Source organism: Bacillus sp. 1A (assembly GCF_052682215.1).
The window spans coordinates 3,339,713-3,354,557 of sequence record NZ_JBQYLZ010000001.1 but is presented as its reverse complement, the minus strand read 5'-3'; the positions used below and the strand labels follow the sequence as shown (position 1 = coordinate 3,354,557).

General features: G+C 33.9%; 16 protein-coding genes. 4 read left to right on the top strand and 12 right to left on the bottom strand.

Translation table 11 applies throughout. From position 1 onward, the window contains the following. Window positions 1–42 precede the first annotated feature (42 nt). From ACUN0F_RS17115 to ACUN0F_RS17075, 9 genes are all read right to left on the bottom strand, one after another. Window positions 43–1,275 (bottom strand): DUF4073 domain-containing protein, encoded by a 1,233-nt coding sequence (locus ACUN0F_RS17115; protein ID WP_264461104.1) that lies wholly within the window; start codon window positions 1,273–1,275, stop codon window positions 43–45. A 196-nt stretch (window positions 1,276–1,471) separates the two neighbouring features. Continuing rightward, window positions 1,472–3,013: a serine hydrolase domain-containing protein gene (locus ACUN0F_RS17110; protein WP_000797427.1), complete on the bottom strand. Its 1,542-nt coding sequence runs from the start codon at window positions 3,011–3,013 to the stop codon at window positions 1,472–1,474. A gap of 475 nt (window positions 3,014–3,488) precedes the next feature. Then, window positions 3,489–3,782, bottom strand: a complete 294-nt coding sequence (locus ACUN0F_RS17105) for a hypothetical protein (RefSeq protein ID WP_000925449.1) — start codon at window positions 3,780–3,782, stop codon at window positions 3,489–3,491. Window positions 3,783–3,787: 5 nt separating this feature from the next. Continuing rightward, a complete protein-coding gene (locus ACUN0F_RS17100; protein WP_000903049.1) occupies window positions 3,788–3,988 on the bottom strand; it encodes a helix-turn-helix transcriptional regulator in 201 nt (66 codons plus the stop codon). 289 nt (window positions 3,989–4,277) lie between these two features. After that, a complete protein-coding gene (locus tag ACUN0F_RS17095) occupies window positions 4,278–4,493 on the bottom strand; it encodes a hypothetical protein (RefSeq protein ID WP_445539782.1) in 216 nt (71 codons plus the stop codon). A 28-nt stretch (window positions 4,494–4,521) separates the two neighbouring features. After that, on the bottom strand, window positions 4,522–5,346 hold the full coding sequence (locus ACUN0F_RS17090; RefSeq protein WP_445539781.1) for a lysostaphin resistance A-like protein: 825 nt from the start codon (window positions 5,344–5,346) through the stop codon (window positions 4,522–4,524). 109 nt (window positions 5,347–5,455) lie between these two features. Further along, entirely contained in the window at window positions 5,456–6,250 is a 795-nt protein-coding gene (locus ACUN0F_RS17085) for a MerR family transcriptional regulator (RefSeq protein WP_098190716.1), read from the bottom strand. 138 nt (window positions 6,251–6,388) lie between these two features. Next, window positions 6,389–7,309, bottom strand: coding sequence for a class I SAM-dependent methyltransferase (locus ACUN0F_RS17080; RefSeq protein ID WP_264461102.1), 921 nt, complete (start codon window positions 7,307–7,309; stop codon window positions 6,389–6,391). A 187-nt stretch (window positions 7,310–7,496) separates the two neighbouring features. After that, window positions 7,497–7,970 (bottom strand): DUF4188 domain-containing protein, encoded by a 474-nt coding sequence (locus tag ACUN0F_RS17075; protein WP_264461101.1) that lies wholly within the window; start codon window positions 7,968–7,970, stop codon window positions 7,497–7,499. A gap of 406 nt (window positions 7,971–8,376) precedes the next feature. Here ACUN0F_RS17075 and ACUN0F_RS17070 point away from each other — a divergent pair, with 406 nt between their 5' ends. Further along, the gene (locus ACUN0F_RS17070; protein WP_445539780.1) at window positions 8,377–8,958 is read left to right on the top strand and encodes an AAA family ATPase; all 582 of its coding nucleotides are present in this window, start codon (window positions 8,377–8,379) and stop codon (window positions 8,956–8,958) included. A gap of 150 nt (window positions 8,959–9,108) precedes the next feature. Beyond that, the gene (locus tag ACUN0F_RS17065) at window positions 9,109–10,227 is read left to right on the top strand and encodes an LPXTG cell wall anchor domain-containing protein (protein ID WP_445539779.1); all 1,119 of its coding nucleotides are present in this window, start codon (window positions 9,109–9,111) and stop codon (window positions 10,225–10,227) included. Between the two features lie 64 nt (window positions 10,228–10,291). On the opposite strand, the gene ACUN0F_RS17060 is transcribed toward ACUN0F_RS17065, so the two are convergent. Further along, entirely contained in the window at window positions 10,292–10,963 is a 672-nt protein-coding gene (locus tag ACUN0F_RS17060) for an ABC transporter ATP-binding protein (protein ID WP_445539778.1), read from the bottom strand. After that, complete coding sequence (locus tag ACUN0F_RS17055; protein WP_445539777.1) at window positions 10,963–12,027, bottom strand: ABC transporter permease; 1,065 nt, start codon at window positions 12,025–12,027, stop codon at window positions 10,963–10,965. The genes ACUN0F_RS17060 and ACUN0F_RS17055 overlap by 1 nt, the downstream gene beginning before the upstream one ends. Before the next feature lie 185 nt (window positions 12,028–12,212). Here ACUN0F_RS17055 and ACUN0F_RS17050 point away from each other — a divergent pair, with 185 nt between their 5' ends. Beyond that, window positions 12,213–12,836 carry an ArsR/SmtB family transcription factor gene (locus ACUN0F_RS17050; RefSeq protein ID WP_445539776.1) on the top strand — a complete coding sequence of 208 codons (624 nt, stop codon included), beginning with the start codon at window positions 12,213–12,215 and terminating at the stop codon, window positions 12,834–12,836. 69 nt (window positions 12,837–12,905) lie between these two features. Next, complete coding sequence (locus ACUN0F_RS17045) at window positions 12,906–14,165, top strand: MFS transporter (RefSeq protein WP_445539775.1); 1,260 nt, start codon at window positions 12,906–12,908, stop codon at window positions 14,163–14,165. A 117-nt stretch (window positions 14,166–14,282) separates the two neighbouring features. On the opposite strand, the gene ACUN0F_RS17040 is transcribed toward ACUN0F_RS17045, so the two are convergent. Beyond that, a complete protein-coding gene (locus ACUN0F_RS17040) occupies window positions 14,283–14,753 on the bottom strand; it encodes a DinB family protein (RefSeq protein ID WP_215561724.1) in 471 nt (156 codons plus the stop codon). Window positions 14,754–14,845 lie beyond the last annotated feature (92 nt).

The following is a 14,845-nucleotide window of genomic DNA, read 5'->3' as shown; positions in this document are numbered from 1 at the left end:
AAACAAAAAGAGCCCACACATTCAAATGCGGGCTCCCTCCAATCACTTATTTACCGAAAATCGAAGAAGCTGCGTTAATCCTGGTTCTAAATTCATTTCGCCTTTATGACGTACGTATACAGTCTTGGTCCCATCAAATTCTTGAGGGTTCGCTGGATTATACGTCAACCATTCGTTCGTTCCTTCTACACAGTACTCCATATACTCCGTTGCACCGACGATTATATTTTTACTATCATCAGCGGTTACATTTGGTGCCATTTGTGCGACCTTCGCATCACTAATTAATAGCTTCTTTATATCCTTATCACGTTTATAGTCGTAAGCTGTTACAATTACATCATTACCATATGCTTTCACTTGTAGCCCTTGTTTAAATGAATAACCATCAGGAGCAGTCTTCTCTCCGCCATTTGGTCCAGCTGACATCCATCCTGTTTCAATTCCACCCGTATTTACAACAGTAAATCCTTTTTTATCTCCGCCTGCAATTTTCTTTTTACCAGCCCAGTCTGGCAAGTTTAAATCCCAATGCGTATGACTCGTGAAGAAAACAACTTGCGGATAGTCTTTTAATATATCGTACAACTTATCGACGTTTAAATAATCTTGTAAGTACGGTGATTGTCTTGATCCAGATACTGTATCAGGTAAAACGTGATGAGAGAAAATGAAGATTGGCTTATTTTTATCTTTTTGACTATATTCTTCTAAATTTTGTTTTAACCAACCTAATTGCTCATCACTCATAAATACTTCATCCCACATTTTTGAATCGTGGTATTTCATATATTTTTCAGTTCCTAAAAATAAAAGCGGATAACCGTCTAATTCTTTTTTATGATATACCTTTTCTTGCCCGCTAAATTGTAAGTAGCGGTTGAATAGCGTTTCTTCCGTTACACCATTTGGCCATGTACTTTGAGAGAGCTTCCCATCAGCTGTCCATTTACCCGCATAAAACTCATGATTGCCAACAGTTGACCATACATTCTCTGGATGCTTATTTTTGTTTAACACACGCTTTACATCATCATATTGTGACTGTTGTCCAGTTGACGTTATATCCCCATTCATAATAAGTGCTCTAGAAAGTGGCATCACTTTGTTCATATCTTTTAATACGTGGTCAAAATCCCCTAAGTCCCCTTGAATATCACTAATAACATTAAAAGTTGTAGCTGATTTTCGAACTTGCTCTTTCCCTTCCGCATGTGCTGAAAACGTCGGCAATAATACCGCCATAACCGCTAACGAAGCAACTGTCTTTTTCATACAAATTCTCCCCCTAATGATAGAATGTATAAACTGACATGTTCTGTTTTCTCTTAGATGCTTGTCCAATTCACATTATAAGGAGGGATTGTAAAGATAGATGACGTTAAAAGTTAAGTATTTTTTAAGAGATTTTGTCGTTTTTTGCAAACCAAAATTAGCGATTCACGCCAATCTAGCTTTCTAGCCTTTAACATTACATACATGTAAATTTTGATGTTAAATCTTTTATTTTCATACGTTGTTTTTTATTACTTCTAATTTTCGGGAAAAATCCACTAATTAATAATGTTATAATCCATACCATTATTAGAATAAAATTTATTGTATTACCGGAATTCAAGCTGAAAACTCTCCACAAGTAGGCAGCACAAAAAACGAGGATAGCAGTAATAATAAGTAAAAATGTCCTAACTACTAATCCGATGTAGGATTTCTTCTCTTGCTTAAAAATGAAAGTTCTTCTACCTTTGTACAATCTAATTACGAATAGCAGCAAATATACACTAAGTATGGCTCCAATAACAATTGATGTAATGGAATTACTTTTTCTCTGCTCAGCTAGAGAGAAGTAACTTTCAGGTAATTTTCCAGTTTCATGTTCAATCCATGCATGGTAAATATCCTGTCGTAAGTCTATACCACCTTCACCATTTGTAAGGATTACCAATCCATCCTTTGTATTAGGAATGAAACCATAAAAAGAATGCCAGCCTCGATTGTCACCAGAATGATAAAGTAATTTCCATTGATTAGATAGTTTTTTTTCAAATATACCTAAACCATCCTCCCCTAATACCGGCTTTTGCATTTCCGTAACACGTTCACTTTTGATGACACCATTACCTTCATTATTTGCATCCATGCTAGCAAGTATCAATGTCATCATATCGGTAACATTTGTCTTAAGACCTGCAGCAGCCTGTTCGGTAAATTGGTAACTAGGGAGCTCCTCTCCAAAATATCCATAAGCTTTCGACAGGTTATGGTTTTCAGGACGTTGTAAGAATGAACTAGATTTCATTCCTAAAGGTTTCATAATTTGTTCTTCCATATAACGATCAAACGGTATTCCGGTAACCTCTTCCATTACAAGTTGTAAAATTGTATATCCGCCACCAGAGTAAATTGTTTCTGAACCTGGTTTATTGGTAACCTCCACTGGTTCATTAAACCATCCTTTTCCAGACAGAGACTCCTCAATAGAGTCAAGATGTTTCCCTGGTGCAACCCCGAGGTATCCTTTATGTGCAGACAGCCCTGCTGTATGGCTTAACAATCTTCTTATTGTGACTTCATTATTATTAAACTCTGAATTAGGTAATTTCCATTTGGTCAGATATTTTCCAACGGGATCATCTAGTGATAAACGACCTTCATCTACAAGATGCAAGATTCCCCACGCTGTAAGGCTTTTAGATATGGAACCAGCTTGAAATAAAGTATCATCACTCACCGCTTTTTTTGTCTTTTTGTCTACATAACCGTAGTTAAGTGTATAAGCAATACGCCCCTCATGTACAATCCCTATTGCAACCCCTGGCACCTCATAATTCTCCTGCCATTTTGGTACCTGTTCATCCAGCTTTTTTTTGAAATCCTCTATACTTCTATCAGTCAACGTGCCCGATTCTGCCCTCACCACATTTGTAAACCATGCTTCATTCGTAATAAATATACAAATGATGAAACATAAAATACTTTTGCATATTATCGATGCCTTTTGCCTATTCTTCATTTGCTCTACCCCTTTTTCAGAATATTCTACCCATCAATCAGAGTATCCCATTCTAATATCCCATTCTATCGATTTTTATTACTTAACCTTACAAAATTGTAATAAAAATCAAAGATCTACTATTGTCCTTTATCCGAGGGTAATGAAATTCATTAACAAGATTGATATGAAGTTATATTTATTGTTTCAGTTAAGGCCCCTAAAATACTAGTTTGGTTAATCAAATAGATATATTCCAAACTACAAAAATTTATAATAGAAAAGGTGGATTTTAGTTTTAATTAGAATTTGAACAAAGTATTGCTGCAAATATTTATTCTATAAAAAGAAGAACCCCACACATTTTGATTAAAATGTGTGGGGTTCTTTTGGCTTCCTTAAGTTTTTATAAAAAAGATTGATTATTTTATGTAGCCTACTAAAAAAACATTTTGTTTAATCAACTAACAGAACAAGATTAAACACTTAACTCGTATTAGTAATTTTTACTGTTTCTGTTGATAAATATAAAAATACTGCCTAACACACTTAATGAAAGTGCAAAATATAATAACAAATCAGGTAGAAATTTCAAAGGAATAATATCAATTAATTGTAAAACAATAATGACAAGGATACCTAAATATAGAATATTGTACAAAACATTATTAGTTTTATATAGAATTTCTCTTCCTCGTTCGTCATTTGCTTCATCACTTGATTGAAATTTTATTACATACATCTTACTTATCACTATTAAACCAAATAATAAAATTTTTAACAACAACATATGTATCACTCCTCTAGATAATCAAATACGTCGGTTAACGGCTTTTCAAATACATTTGCGATTTTAAAGGCAAGAATTAGAGAAGGGTTATATTTATTCTTTTCAAGAGTAGCGATAGTTTGACGACTAACTCCCACTCTTGTTGCCAGTTCTTCTTGGGTCCAACCTTTTTCTGCTCGACAAACTACAATTTTATTATGCAACAATAGTAACACCCCTTGAGATAATTGTAATTTATTTTTTACAAATTGTAAATTATTTTTTACAGTATATTTTTAAAATTAAAAATCCTCATAAAAAAAGACATAAAGATTTCTCCCATGCCTACTAATCTTCTACTTCTTTACTATATGTACATAATGCGCTGTTTCAAAAACTTAATAAAAAAGAGAACTACTCTTCAAGCACTTCTCTCTTTCATCCAAACGATACATATAAAATAAATTATTAAAAATATACTATATAAACTCCATAACGTAAGTATTGCAGCTACACTTAAATAAAGAGTTTCAGGTAATAAGCGATCATAAAAGTCTTTTTCCTTGCAACTACCGCAATTACTGCTAGAAAAGAAGGAAGTAAGAACATGAAAAATACAGTGATATATACTTCCTTATCAAGCTCTTGATTGCTATACGGATTGAAATATAGAAAAACAATTGAAAGGATAAAGATACTTTTAGCAGCTACTACCCCTATATAATTCTTCATCATTCCCCGCCTTCCAATAGCAATGTACTTAATACTTTCCATTCCTGCTATCTATATCTTCCGCTCCATACAGAACTCTCTTTGGGTTCACAACAATTAAAACAACTGCAACTACTAAATAAAAAATCGCGTTATACATGATTAGATCGATTAAGTTTCCGTTTATGATGCCAATAAAGAAATTAAAGAATTGATGGATAATGATTGGAATGATTAGATTTTGATTTAAGTTATAAAATGCAGTCATGACGATTTTTATAGATATGATAGAGATCATAAAAAATAGAATATATTTAATTAGGTCCATGCCTACAAATCCTGTAGTAAACCAAATAGGTAGGTGCCACATTCCCCACCAAAACCCTATAATTAACGAAGCTATTAATGGTGAATGCCTCTTTTGGAGTTCAATTTGCGCAAAACCTCTCCATCCTATCTCTTCTCCCAATGGCCCCGCAAGAAAGTTTTTAACAAAGAAATAGATTAGCATTCCCCGTGAAGTGACAGTAAAAATAGAGTCTATTTCACTATTTTTAGACACGACAAATAAAATCATTAAAAATATGAAAGTTTGAATCACACTCACAACAAGTATTACAGAAACTTTAAGTTTATTTTTGAACTTGTCTTTTACAAATTGTATAAAGCTCTGCCCTGGATAGATTTTTTTAAATAGTACGGCAAAAGCAAAAGTTGAGGACCAAGACGATATACAAAACATTACATCAAAGATCCATGTAGGAAATTCCAACATACTTATAGCACCTACAAGCAAGAAAAGCGGCAAAAAAATGATATTGGTTAATACAATAAAACTCGCTACTGGTTTTGTTAGTTTCTTTTCTCTATTCATGCACAATCCCCATTTCAAACTAAGTATTTCGTAAACATAATAGTATTTATATTTACAGATACTTTCAGCTTAAACCTGGGGGTTACTCACAGGTCAATACATGTCTGCATTATTTTACAGGTGCATAAATTTCTAAAAATATACGTTCAAGTTCCTCTTCATATGTGGTAAGTAATATATTTATATACACTAGACCAAAAAGTTCATACCCTTGTTCTATCGCTGCTTTTCTTAAACTGGATTCCACATTATGATCAATACTTTCCCCACCAGTTGCCCACCTTCCATCTTCAATAACAGTATAAATACATTTTGGATGCGATAGAATTTCCCCTTCTAATTCTTTATCAAAGTCTTCTACTTTTCTTACGATTATAAATTTATCTTCTATAATACCTTCTTTATTAAAACTTATAACTCTTCGTAAAGATGTTAAAGTAACTGCTTTTTTTAAACTATCCGTATTCTTTTTCAAAGATTCATATTCATCATACGCAGTAAAATGCTCTATTTCTCCGTTTACTTCTAAAGGTTTCATTTCTTTTATTACGTATTTCCCTAAAAATTTCTTTATTTTTTCACAATCTTCTTGTACAATTTGAACCTTTTTTAAAAGAAGCTTTTTATATTCTATCTCCTCTAAAACTTCTTGTTCTTTCTCTTCCAACAATGATTTTATTCCCTCTATACTCTTACTTTTTCTTAATTCCTGAATTTTTTTTATTTCGATATCCATTTCCCTATAGAAATTGACCGTTGTTATATCATATATATCAAAATTATTATATTTTCTATACCCATTCTCAATATTTTGCTTCGGCTTGACCAAATCTTTTTCCTCATAAAACTTCAAAGTATCTCTAGATACATCTAAAAATTTAGCAACTTGTCCAATTGTATACATTACGTTCTCCTTTATCATTGCTACTTCATCTTTTACATTCATACTGCATATTCTGTGAACTATCGAATTCTCCTTCCAACAGTCATATCTTTTTTCATAAAAAAAGACACAGAGATTTCTCCCCATGCCTACTAATTCCTACTTCTTCACCGCATGCACATAATGCACCGTCTCAAAAGCTTTTAAATAATCGTTTCGTCCTTCAAAATATAATGTATGAATATCCTCTGGTGATAAGTGCTCATAAATGAGTAAGCCTACCTTCTCTAACAGTGCTTCCATTTCAGCATAAGAAAAACACGATTTCATCGGTTCTCCGCCTACTGCAGCCATTTTCACCATATTTTCAACTCGATTGGACAATCCTTTTTCCGTAAATAAGTTTTCATCCGGATAATCGAATACGATAGAGCTCCCCACTGGAACCATCTCGAATAAATTTTCTATTAAACTAGAAAGCTCCTCTTTCGTTAAATAGTACGTAACACCTAATAGGCTAAAGAAAGTCTTTTTATTTTCAAATCCTTCATTGCATAACTGTTCACCGGAAAATCCTTTCGTGAAATCCATCGAAACAAAATGAAGGTTGTTTGGAATCTCAAACTCCGCTTCTTTTATTCTCTCCTTCTTAAACCTTTGCGTAGAAGGATGATCCAGTTCAAATATTTCTATTTTATTCTCTAGCTCTCGGTGTCTGAAACTGAACGTATCTAAGCCTGCACCGAGTATGACGTATTGTTTTGCTCCTAATGTAATCTCATGTAGTAATACTCTTTCACAATATGCCGCACGTGCTAAAGGTGTTGGTGATAATTGAACTTGCGTAATCCACTTTAATATTTCTTTCGGATTATCTTGAAACTGCTGTGCAATGTCTGTATTGAAAAACTGTATTCCTTGAACCATATTCGTTTCAATATCATTACGTTCTTTTTGTGGAATAAAATCTTTAGCTACATAATCATCAAAGATTTTAGGACAATCAAATTCACTATGATATGCCCTGCTGAAAGCTGATACTAGAGACGTTACACTTGATTCACCTTTTTTCACGCACATACACTCCTTCATTTTTACAACAAAAATAGGGTTCCCCTGGCCAGGAGAACCCTATTATACACTTTATTTTTATGTTGGTAAATTATAGCATAAATAAGTTTTTTTGTCAAGTTTTCAGCCTACTACTATCCGACACTTTGTATATTCTCTGGCAGGAAAATTGAAACTACATACACAATTTTCTGCATTATTTATCCATTCTTTTTTGAGCAGTATTAGTATCTTGAGATACTGGTATATGTTCGGTAGCTCTAGATAAACCTATTTTTGGCATATTAACATAGATTGCTTCAGAAGCACCTTTTTCTATTTGATACGTTTCGTGAAAAACACCGACACTTCCATTATCTTCAATCTTATTATTGTATGATTTCCAAGCATTTGAATGATTTTTCCCGTGAGCATAGTTTACTAATTCATCGAATCCCTTCCAGTATTGAATTAAAACCACCTTTCTCCAACTAAAGAAGAATTCTGTATGTAAGAAACCCCATTGTGGGTTTTGATACAATTCTTTAATCATAGGTCCCATAGCATTAAAAACTGGTATCCACTTCCAAAATTTTAATAGGTTATTAATACGCATACCAATAATAAAAACAACAAATTCTTGATCCTTACTATTGGCTATATGCCTGCCGTTAAAAATTTTATCCCCCACTTTACTCCCCCTTTTTTACTGAACATAAATCATGTGTAACTCCCAAATTAACCATAACACTTTTCCATTAATTTTCCAATCACTTCAACATAGATTATGAAAGGCTGTATTTAATAATAAAGGGTATTTGTTTCCTATCTTTTTATTATTAAATCTCCTTTTCACCAGGAACATTTTCATAATATATTTCAATAACGTTAGCATTGCCGCCCCCTTTCTAAACAGAATATTTTTAGTTCATTTCAGTTAGGACAACATCACACTACTTCAATTTCACAACAAAAATAAGCTTTTTTATAAAGTTTTCAACCTACTAACACTCCGACACCTTGTATATTCTCTGGCAGGAAAATTGTCGATTCACATCGAATGTTCCAAATTATAAAAAATACATTTGGAGGCCAATATGAAACGATTCGTCATTATTACCGTAGGAAAAACACACAGCGGAAAAACTACATTTGCAAGAGCATTAGAAAAAGAGTTACCCCACTCTTTCGTTATGGATCAAGATAACCAAGCAGAATTTATTAACGTGCATTATGAAAAGTTACAACCGGCTGGAGGTGCTAATACTTTTAAGCACGGCCTTTCAAAATTCATTGTTAATTATGCGAAAGAACATACAAATTTACACCTTATTATTTGCAACTCCAATCGCAGTAAAAATGGAAGGTTATTTTTACTAAACGAATTATTTCCACAAAATGAATATGTACGCATACTCGTTCACTTTGACATTCCAGATGATGTACTTTACGAAAGGGTAGATCGAAGCACGCGCAGTACCAATATTTTTAGAGGTAGTTATTCTAGTTTCAAAGAAGTTCTGAATCGCCAACAGGCCGAGTCACTTCACGAAGATGTCGTAGATCCTATAGAAAACGAAGCTGACTATTTGTTTGTAATTCGTAATAGCAAAGATGTAAACTCTATTATCGAAGAAATTATTCATCTAGCTAAAGATTTGTCCCCTACTCCAAAATAAAAGAATTTAAAAATTACATAATCATAGATTATTATGCAAATCCTTCCTCTAAGCGCCGAACATGGTATATAATGATAAGATAATCTACTTCTATATGCTCAATTTTACACAAAACAGCTCATGCATATGAAAGAAAAGAGGTATAAAAATATGAAAACAAAACAAACAATCGCTGCGTCTACACTAGCTTTAGCAATGATTGCTGGCGCAAACTCTGCTCATGCGGAAGTAACTGATGCTACTCCTCAGCAAAGTACGGGAGATCGATTAGCTGAACTTAAGCAACATAGACAAGAGTTAGATGCGAAATTGCAGCAACACAAAGAAAACGTGGATCAAACATTGAATGAACTTAACCAAGTTAAGGAAAATGTTGATACGAAGGTTAATGAACTACATGAGCGTAAACAAGTTGCTGATGAAAAAATTAACGAAATGAAACAACGTAAACAAGAGTTAGATGCAAAACTGCAGCAAGATAAGCAAATCGCCGAAGATAAAATCGCTGAAATTAAAGAACATAAAAAACAAGTAGAAGACAAAGTTGCTGAAGTTAAAGAACATAAGCAAAATATCGATAACAAAGTGAATGAGATTAAAGAACATAAACAAACTGTCGATGAAAAAGTGAATGAAATTAAGCAACATAAAGAGAACATTGATCAAAAGGTTAATGAACTTAAGGAAGTTAAAAAACAAGTAGATGAAAAATTAGCTGAGTTAAAGAAAGCGAAACAAACTGCTGAGGACAAACTTGCTGAGCTAAAAGAAAATAAGCCTAACACTGGGAACACATTAGAGGAACTTAAGAAAATTAAAGGCAATTTAGATAGTCTTTCCGCTAACTTAGAACTAGCTAAACAAGATATAAAAAACAAACTAGCTGAATTACAAAAAGCTAGAGAAGATTTACTAAATAAAATTAACGAAATGAAACAAGCAAAACAAACTGTTTCAGACGATTTAACAAAGAAAAAACAAGACTTAGATATTAAAATCAACGACTTTAAACATACTGAGAAAAAAATTGACGACAAATTAGCTGAGGTACATACAACGAAGCAAAATGTAGATAACAAAATTAATGAAGTATCTCAATCGAAACAAACTGAAACAAAGACTGGTACTACAAACACAAACAATAACGCTAGAGAACTTCCTAACGCTGGTAGTGAGCAATCAAACAATATGGCTTTAGGTATGTTATCTGTCTTAGGCGGCGTTTTATTAGTAACACGAAATAAAATTAAAGCGTTATTCTCAAAATAAAGCCCTTATAATTATATTTTATAAAAAGGACAACCGCACATTTATGTGCGATTGTCTTTTTTCTTTATATTAACTTCCCATCTCGAAGCGTCAATATACGATCACATACATCAAGCATTCTTTCATCATGCGTAATCATAATTGCTGCTTTTTGACTTTCTTTCACTTCACGTTTCATCATTTCCACAACTTCACGTGCGCGTTTTGAGTCTAAGCTTGCAGTTGGTTCATCCGCTAATATTAAATCAGGGTTGTTCATGAACGCACGAGCGATTGCTACCCTTTGTTTTTCCCCACCAGATAATTGATTTGGATAATGATTTTTTCTTTCGCCTAATCCAAATGCTGCTAATAAATGATCTGCTCGCTTTTCGGATTCTTGTTTACTGTCTTTTTTTAGCTTCGCAATGTAAAGCAATTGTTCTTTTACATTTAAATACGGAACAAGATTCGCGAACTGAAAAATGAAGCCGATTTTTTTCAAGCGAATGTCTGTCATTTCCTTTTCTGATAACTGCGTAATATTTTGCTCACGAATGTAAATATCCCCTTTTGACGGTGATAATAACGCACCCGCGATTGATAATAACGTACTTTTCCCTGATCCAGAAGGACCGACAATTCCGATAAACTCTCCAGCTTTCACATTAAGCGACATCGGATGAAGGGCTGTTACTTCCGTATTCCCTTCTCCGTACACTTTACTTACTTTGTCTAATTTCAATAATGAAGTCATTACATCCCGCCTCCAATTGCTTCTAATGCATCAACTTTTAATACTTGGTATAACGAAATAAGTGTTCCTAAAATACTAATGACGATGAAGATTGCTGCATATTGTGCAATCATCGGTGTTGTTAATAAGAACGGCATACCCGCTGGTAAAATTTGTTCTAATCCTTGTACAAGAACAATACTGATTACCATCGCAACGACTGATAAGAATAACGCCTGTACGACTAAACTATTTGCTAAATAAGAGTTTTTTGTACCGATTGCTTTTAATACGCCTAATTGCTGTGTTTTTTGCAATGTAATGACGTAGAAGAATACACCGATTAGTAACGCAGCGATAACAAGTAAGAATGCAATGATCATCGTTAATGTTCCTTGCTCTTCTTTAAATCCTGGAATACTTTGCAGTACTTCTTTTTTATCGATAACATGTACATTTTTAATTTCTTTATCTGTATTCAGCGCAATTGCACTATAATCTTTTTGGTTTGGTTGTGAAATAGCGCCCCATACGTCTTCATTTACATAAACGACTGGTGTATGGCTAAACATTTGATCTTTCGTAAATCCAACGATTTTAAATTCTTTCTTTGAAACAGGATCGATAATTGTATCTCCAATATCGATTCCTTTTTCTTTAATTGATTCATCAGCAACCATTTCGTTGTTTGCTGTGCCTAATTTCTCACCTTTTACAATTTTCGGTTCTAAAAATGAATCACGTTCACTTGAGAAAATAGCAACATCCACTTTTTTCGAACTATCTTTCTTTTCATACGTTGAAACTTTCACACGAAACGGAACGGCCTCTTTCTCGCCTACTTGATTTACTACGTTATCTACATCATCTTTCTTAATTTGTGAACGAAGTAATTTATTTTCCGCATCCTCTGCTAATACAAACTTATTTGCCTCCATATTTTGAATCGATGAAGCATTATCATATGATAGTCCATTTGCTAATCCTGAAATAACAAGAACTAAAAATGATAATAACACCATAATCAGTCCGATTAATCCGTATCTTAATTTTGATTGTTTCAATTCACGCAGAGCTAAAAACATTTCGCTCGCTCCTTCCTCTTTCTTTCTATGCACTTATCATAAAAAAGAAATATGAACGGAATATGAACAGAAGATTACAGAGGAGAAGATTTAATTTTTGGAAAGTATTGAAAATAATCAGAATCCTTGATACAATTCAGTCAAATAATCTTGACCGAGTAATTTTATTTGAGGAGTTGATCTTGTTGAAGCCCATGTTAACACTCACTACTTATAGCCAATTAAAAGCAATAAGCGATCCACTTCGTGTCGAAATGATGATGCGTCTATGCGAACGTCCTTATACAGGACAACTACTATCTGATAAATTCGGCATTCCAAGGGCTAAAATTCATTATCATTTAAAAGAATTAGAAAAGAATGGTTTTATAGAAATTGTTTATACAGAAGAAAAGAATGGCATCATTCAAAAGTTTTATCAATCTGTCGCTAGAGGCTTCACCCCTGCCGCGGACCTATTACCTCATTTAGAAATATTAAGCGAATCAGGTCGCCAAATCTTTTTACAAATGACAGAAAGAACGAAAAGCCATATTCTCGCTGCACCAGAAGAAGCTTTTACATTACGGAAAGTAAGCGAAGACCCAGCAGAGTGGAATTACGTTTCATCTTGCTGGGAGTTTGATGCTACGCCAGAACAATTTCAAGTGTGGGTGAAAAAGTTTCATGAATTAATGGCTGAATTAAATGATATCGCAAAAGATGGGGATAAAGATCCAAATAGTAAATCATATTACATTTCTACTACTGCACTACAAATCGATGAAAAAGCAATGCAGCGCTTTGTGAAAAAAGAAGAAAAATCGTAATACGATTTTTTTTACAGTAACGGTCAAATTTATTTTACCGAATAATTTTTTTGTAAAGGAGTAGATTAAATGGACTTATTAAAAAATCGAAATTTCCTCTTATTGTTTTTAGGGAGAATTTTTACAAACATAGGAGATAGTTTGTATTATGTAGCCGCGATGTGGCTCGTATACAAGCTGAGTGGTAATCCTTTTTATTCTGGATTGGCTGGTTTCCTTACATTATTACCTTCTGCATTACAATTTCTTACTGGTCCATTCGTTGATAGATGGTCAATAAAAAACACTCTCGTCATTACACAAATTTTGCAATGCATGCTTATTTTAATCATTCCTATTACACACTACTTCGATCTATTAACAGTTCAACTACTACTCATCATCATGCCCATCGTAGCCTTTATCGAACAATTCGCCTATCCCGCACAATCAAAAGCTTTACCACTTCTACTGCATAAAACACAACTATTAAAAGGAAATTCTCTCTTTTCATTTGCGTATCAAGGCATTGATTTAATTTGCACGACGCTTTCTGGCATATTAGTAGCACTACTTGGCGCAATCACTTTATATGTAATTGACTCTATTACATTCGCGATTACTGCCCTTTTGTTCTTTTCATTGAAAATGCCAAAGCAAGCAGAAACCAATACATCACTTTCAACTAAACAATATTTCACTGATTTAAAAGAAGGTTTTTCGATTGTCTTCCGTTCATTAATGGGCGTATTCTTAATCGGTTCAGTAGTCGCTAATTTTTCAATTGGTATGACAATGGCAATACTCCCTTCTTTCGCTGATTCTTTAGGAGGCGTGAAATCATATGGCTTCTTCTTAGCTGCTATATCAGCAGGTAGTCTCATCGGTGCATTATTCAGTTCATGGGTTGGCAAACGTAATGTTGGCCGTGTCTCTATTATTAGCTTTGCAGCCGGTGCTATCTTTTGGTTTCTCTCTACGATCGTACCGTTTCAATGGCTGTCTATTCTCTTATTCGGTCTAGCTTGGATTCCAATTGGTGCGACCAACATATTATTTGCGACAATTAGTCAAATTGTAATTCCAAATCAGTATATTGGACGCATAAACTCAGTCATGCGAAGTATGGGCACAATTGCTATGCCATTTGGTTCTTTAATTGGTGGATACACCGCAAATATATTTAGTAGTCAACTCATTTTCGCGCTCGCTAGCATCGGGATTTTATTTATTTCTCTCGTATGGCTACTTCATCCGAAATTACGAGCATTGCCGAAAGCTGATGAGATTACAGCGGATACTTTTGGGGTTCGGTTTAAAGAAGAACGCGGGAAAGGTGCGGCTTTATAGTAGGAACAAATTTAACCCCGTTCTAAATTTCGGACGGGGTTATAATTATAGTTATTTAATTTTGAATGAAAAATACTTCACTAAAAATATAACAATAGCACCAACTAAAACGTTCAATTACCGATTTGATGGCCAAGACCCCTGCATTTTCCTTAATTGAATAATTTGGCCTGTATGATAGGCATCATGAAGCATGATGTCCAGTAATTTCTCCTCAAGTGAATTTTGTTCAAGCTCTTTTTCGGAAATTGAGCTCAATACCTGTCTTAAATTACGCTGAGCATTTTCAGAACGTTCAACAACTTTCTTCCATTCCGTGTCATCATTGGATTGCTCGGTAAGATAAAAGGTGTCATTACCGTCGAGATTATGTATCCATTCACGGCCTTCTAAGTTTGCAGCAATCCTCTCTTTGTAATAAATGAGATGATTAACACTCTCCCAAATGGTATTCGTTGCCTCATCAGATGGTTTCCACATAGCCTGTTCGGCTGTAAGTCCTTCTATAGCATGTTTAAACGGTGCATACCAACTCTCTTTATCGAATGTTGAATCTAGTACGTTTAATAACAAGTCAATTCGTTTCAAAGTAATTTCCTCCCTACACAGTTCAAGTTTTAATACAATCCTTATAACTCTGTAGAGATTCTACATGTTTAAATAAACTTCCTCCTGAGCTC

What these genes read in the sequence shown, in the direction of transcription:
- ACUN0F_RS17085 (WP_098190716.1), bottom strand. Translation starts at nt 6,250, where the DNA reads ATGTATACAATTGGACAAGTTGCTAAATTTTTAGATGTATCTAGAGAT.
- ACUN0F_RS17110 (WP_000797427.1), bottom strand. Translation starts at nt 3,013, where the DNA reads ATGAAGAATAGGCAAAAGGCATCGATAATATGCAAAAGTATTTTATGT.
- ACUN0F_RS17115 (WP_264461104.1), bottom strand. Translation starts at nt 1,275, where the DNA reads ATGAAAAAGACAGTTGCTTCGTTAGCGGTTATGGCGGTATTATTGCCG.
- ACUN0F_RS17065 (WP_445539779.1), top strand. Translation starts at nt 9,109, where the DNA reads ATGAAAACAAAACAAACAATCGCTGCGTCTACACTAGCTTTAGCAATG.
- ACUN0F_RS17090 (WP_445539781.1), bottom strand. Translation starts at nt 5,346, where the DNA reads ATGAATAGAGAAAAGAAACTAACAAAACCAGTAGCGAGTTTTATTGTA.
- ACUN0F_RS17060 (WP_445539778.1), bottom strand. Translation starts at nt 10,963, where the DNA reads ATGACTTCATTATTGAAATTAGACAAAGTAAGTAAAGTGTACGGAGAA.
- ACUN0F_RS17045 (WP_445539775.1), top strand. Translation starts at nt 12,906, where the DNA reads ATGGACTTATTAAAAAATCGAAATTTCCTCTTATTGTTTTTAGGGAGA.
- ACUN0F_RS17070 (WP_445539780.1), top strand. Translation starts at nt 8,377, where the DNA reads ATGAAACGATTCGTCATTATTACCGTAGGAAAAACACACAGCGGAAAA.
- ACUN0F_RS17055 (WP_445539777.1), bottom strand. Translation starts at nt 12,027, where the DNA reads ATGTTTTTAGCTCTGCGTGAATTGAAACAATCAAAATTAAGATACGGA.
- ACUN0F_RS17080 (WP_264461102.1), bottom strand. Translation starts at nt 7,309, where the DNA reads ATGTGCGTGAAAAAAGGTGAATCAAGTGTAACGTCTCTAGTATCAGCT.
- ACUN0F_RS17105 (WP_000925449.1), bottom strand. Translation starts at nt 3,782, where the DNA reads ATGTTGTTGTTAAAAATTTTATTATTTGGTTTAATAGTGATAAGTAAG.
- ACUN0F_RS17095 (WP_445539782.1), bottom strand. Translation starts at nt 4,493, where the DNA reads ATGAAGAATTATATAGGGGTAGTAGCTGCTAAAAGTATCTTTATCCTT.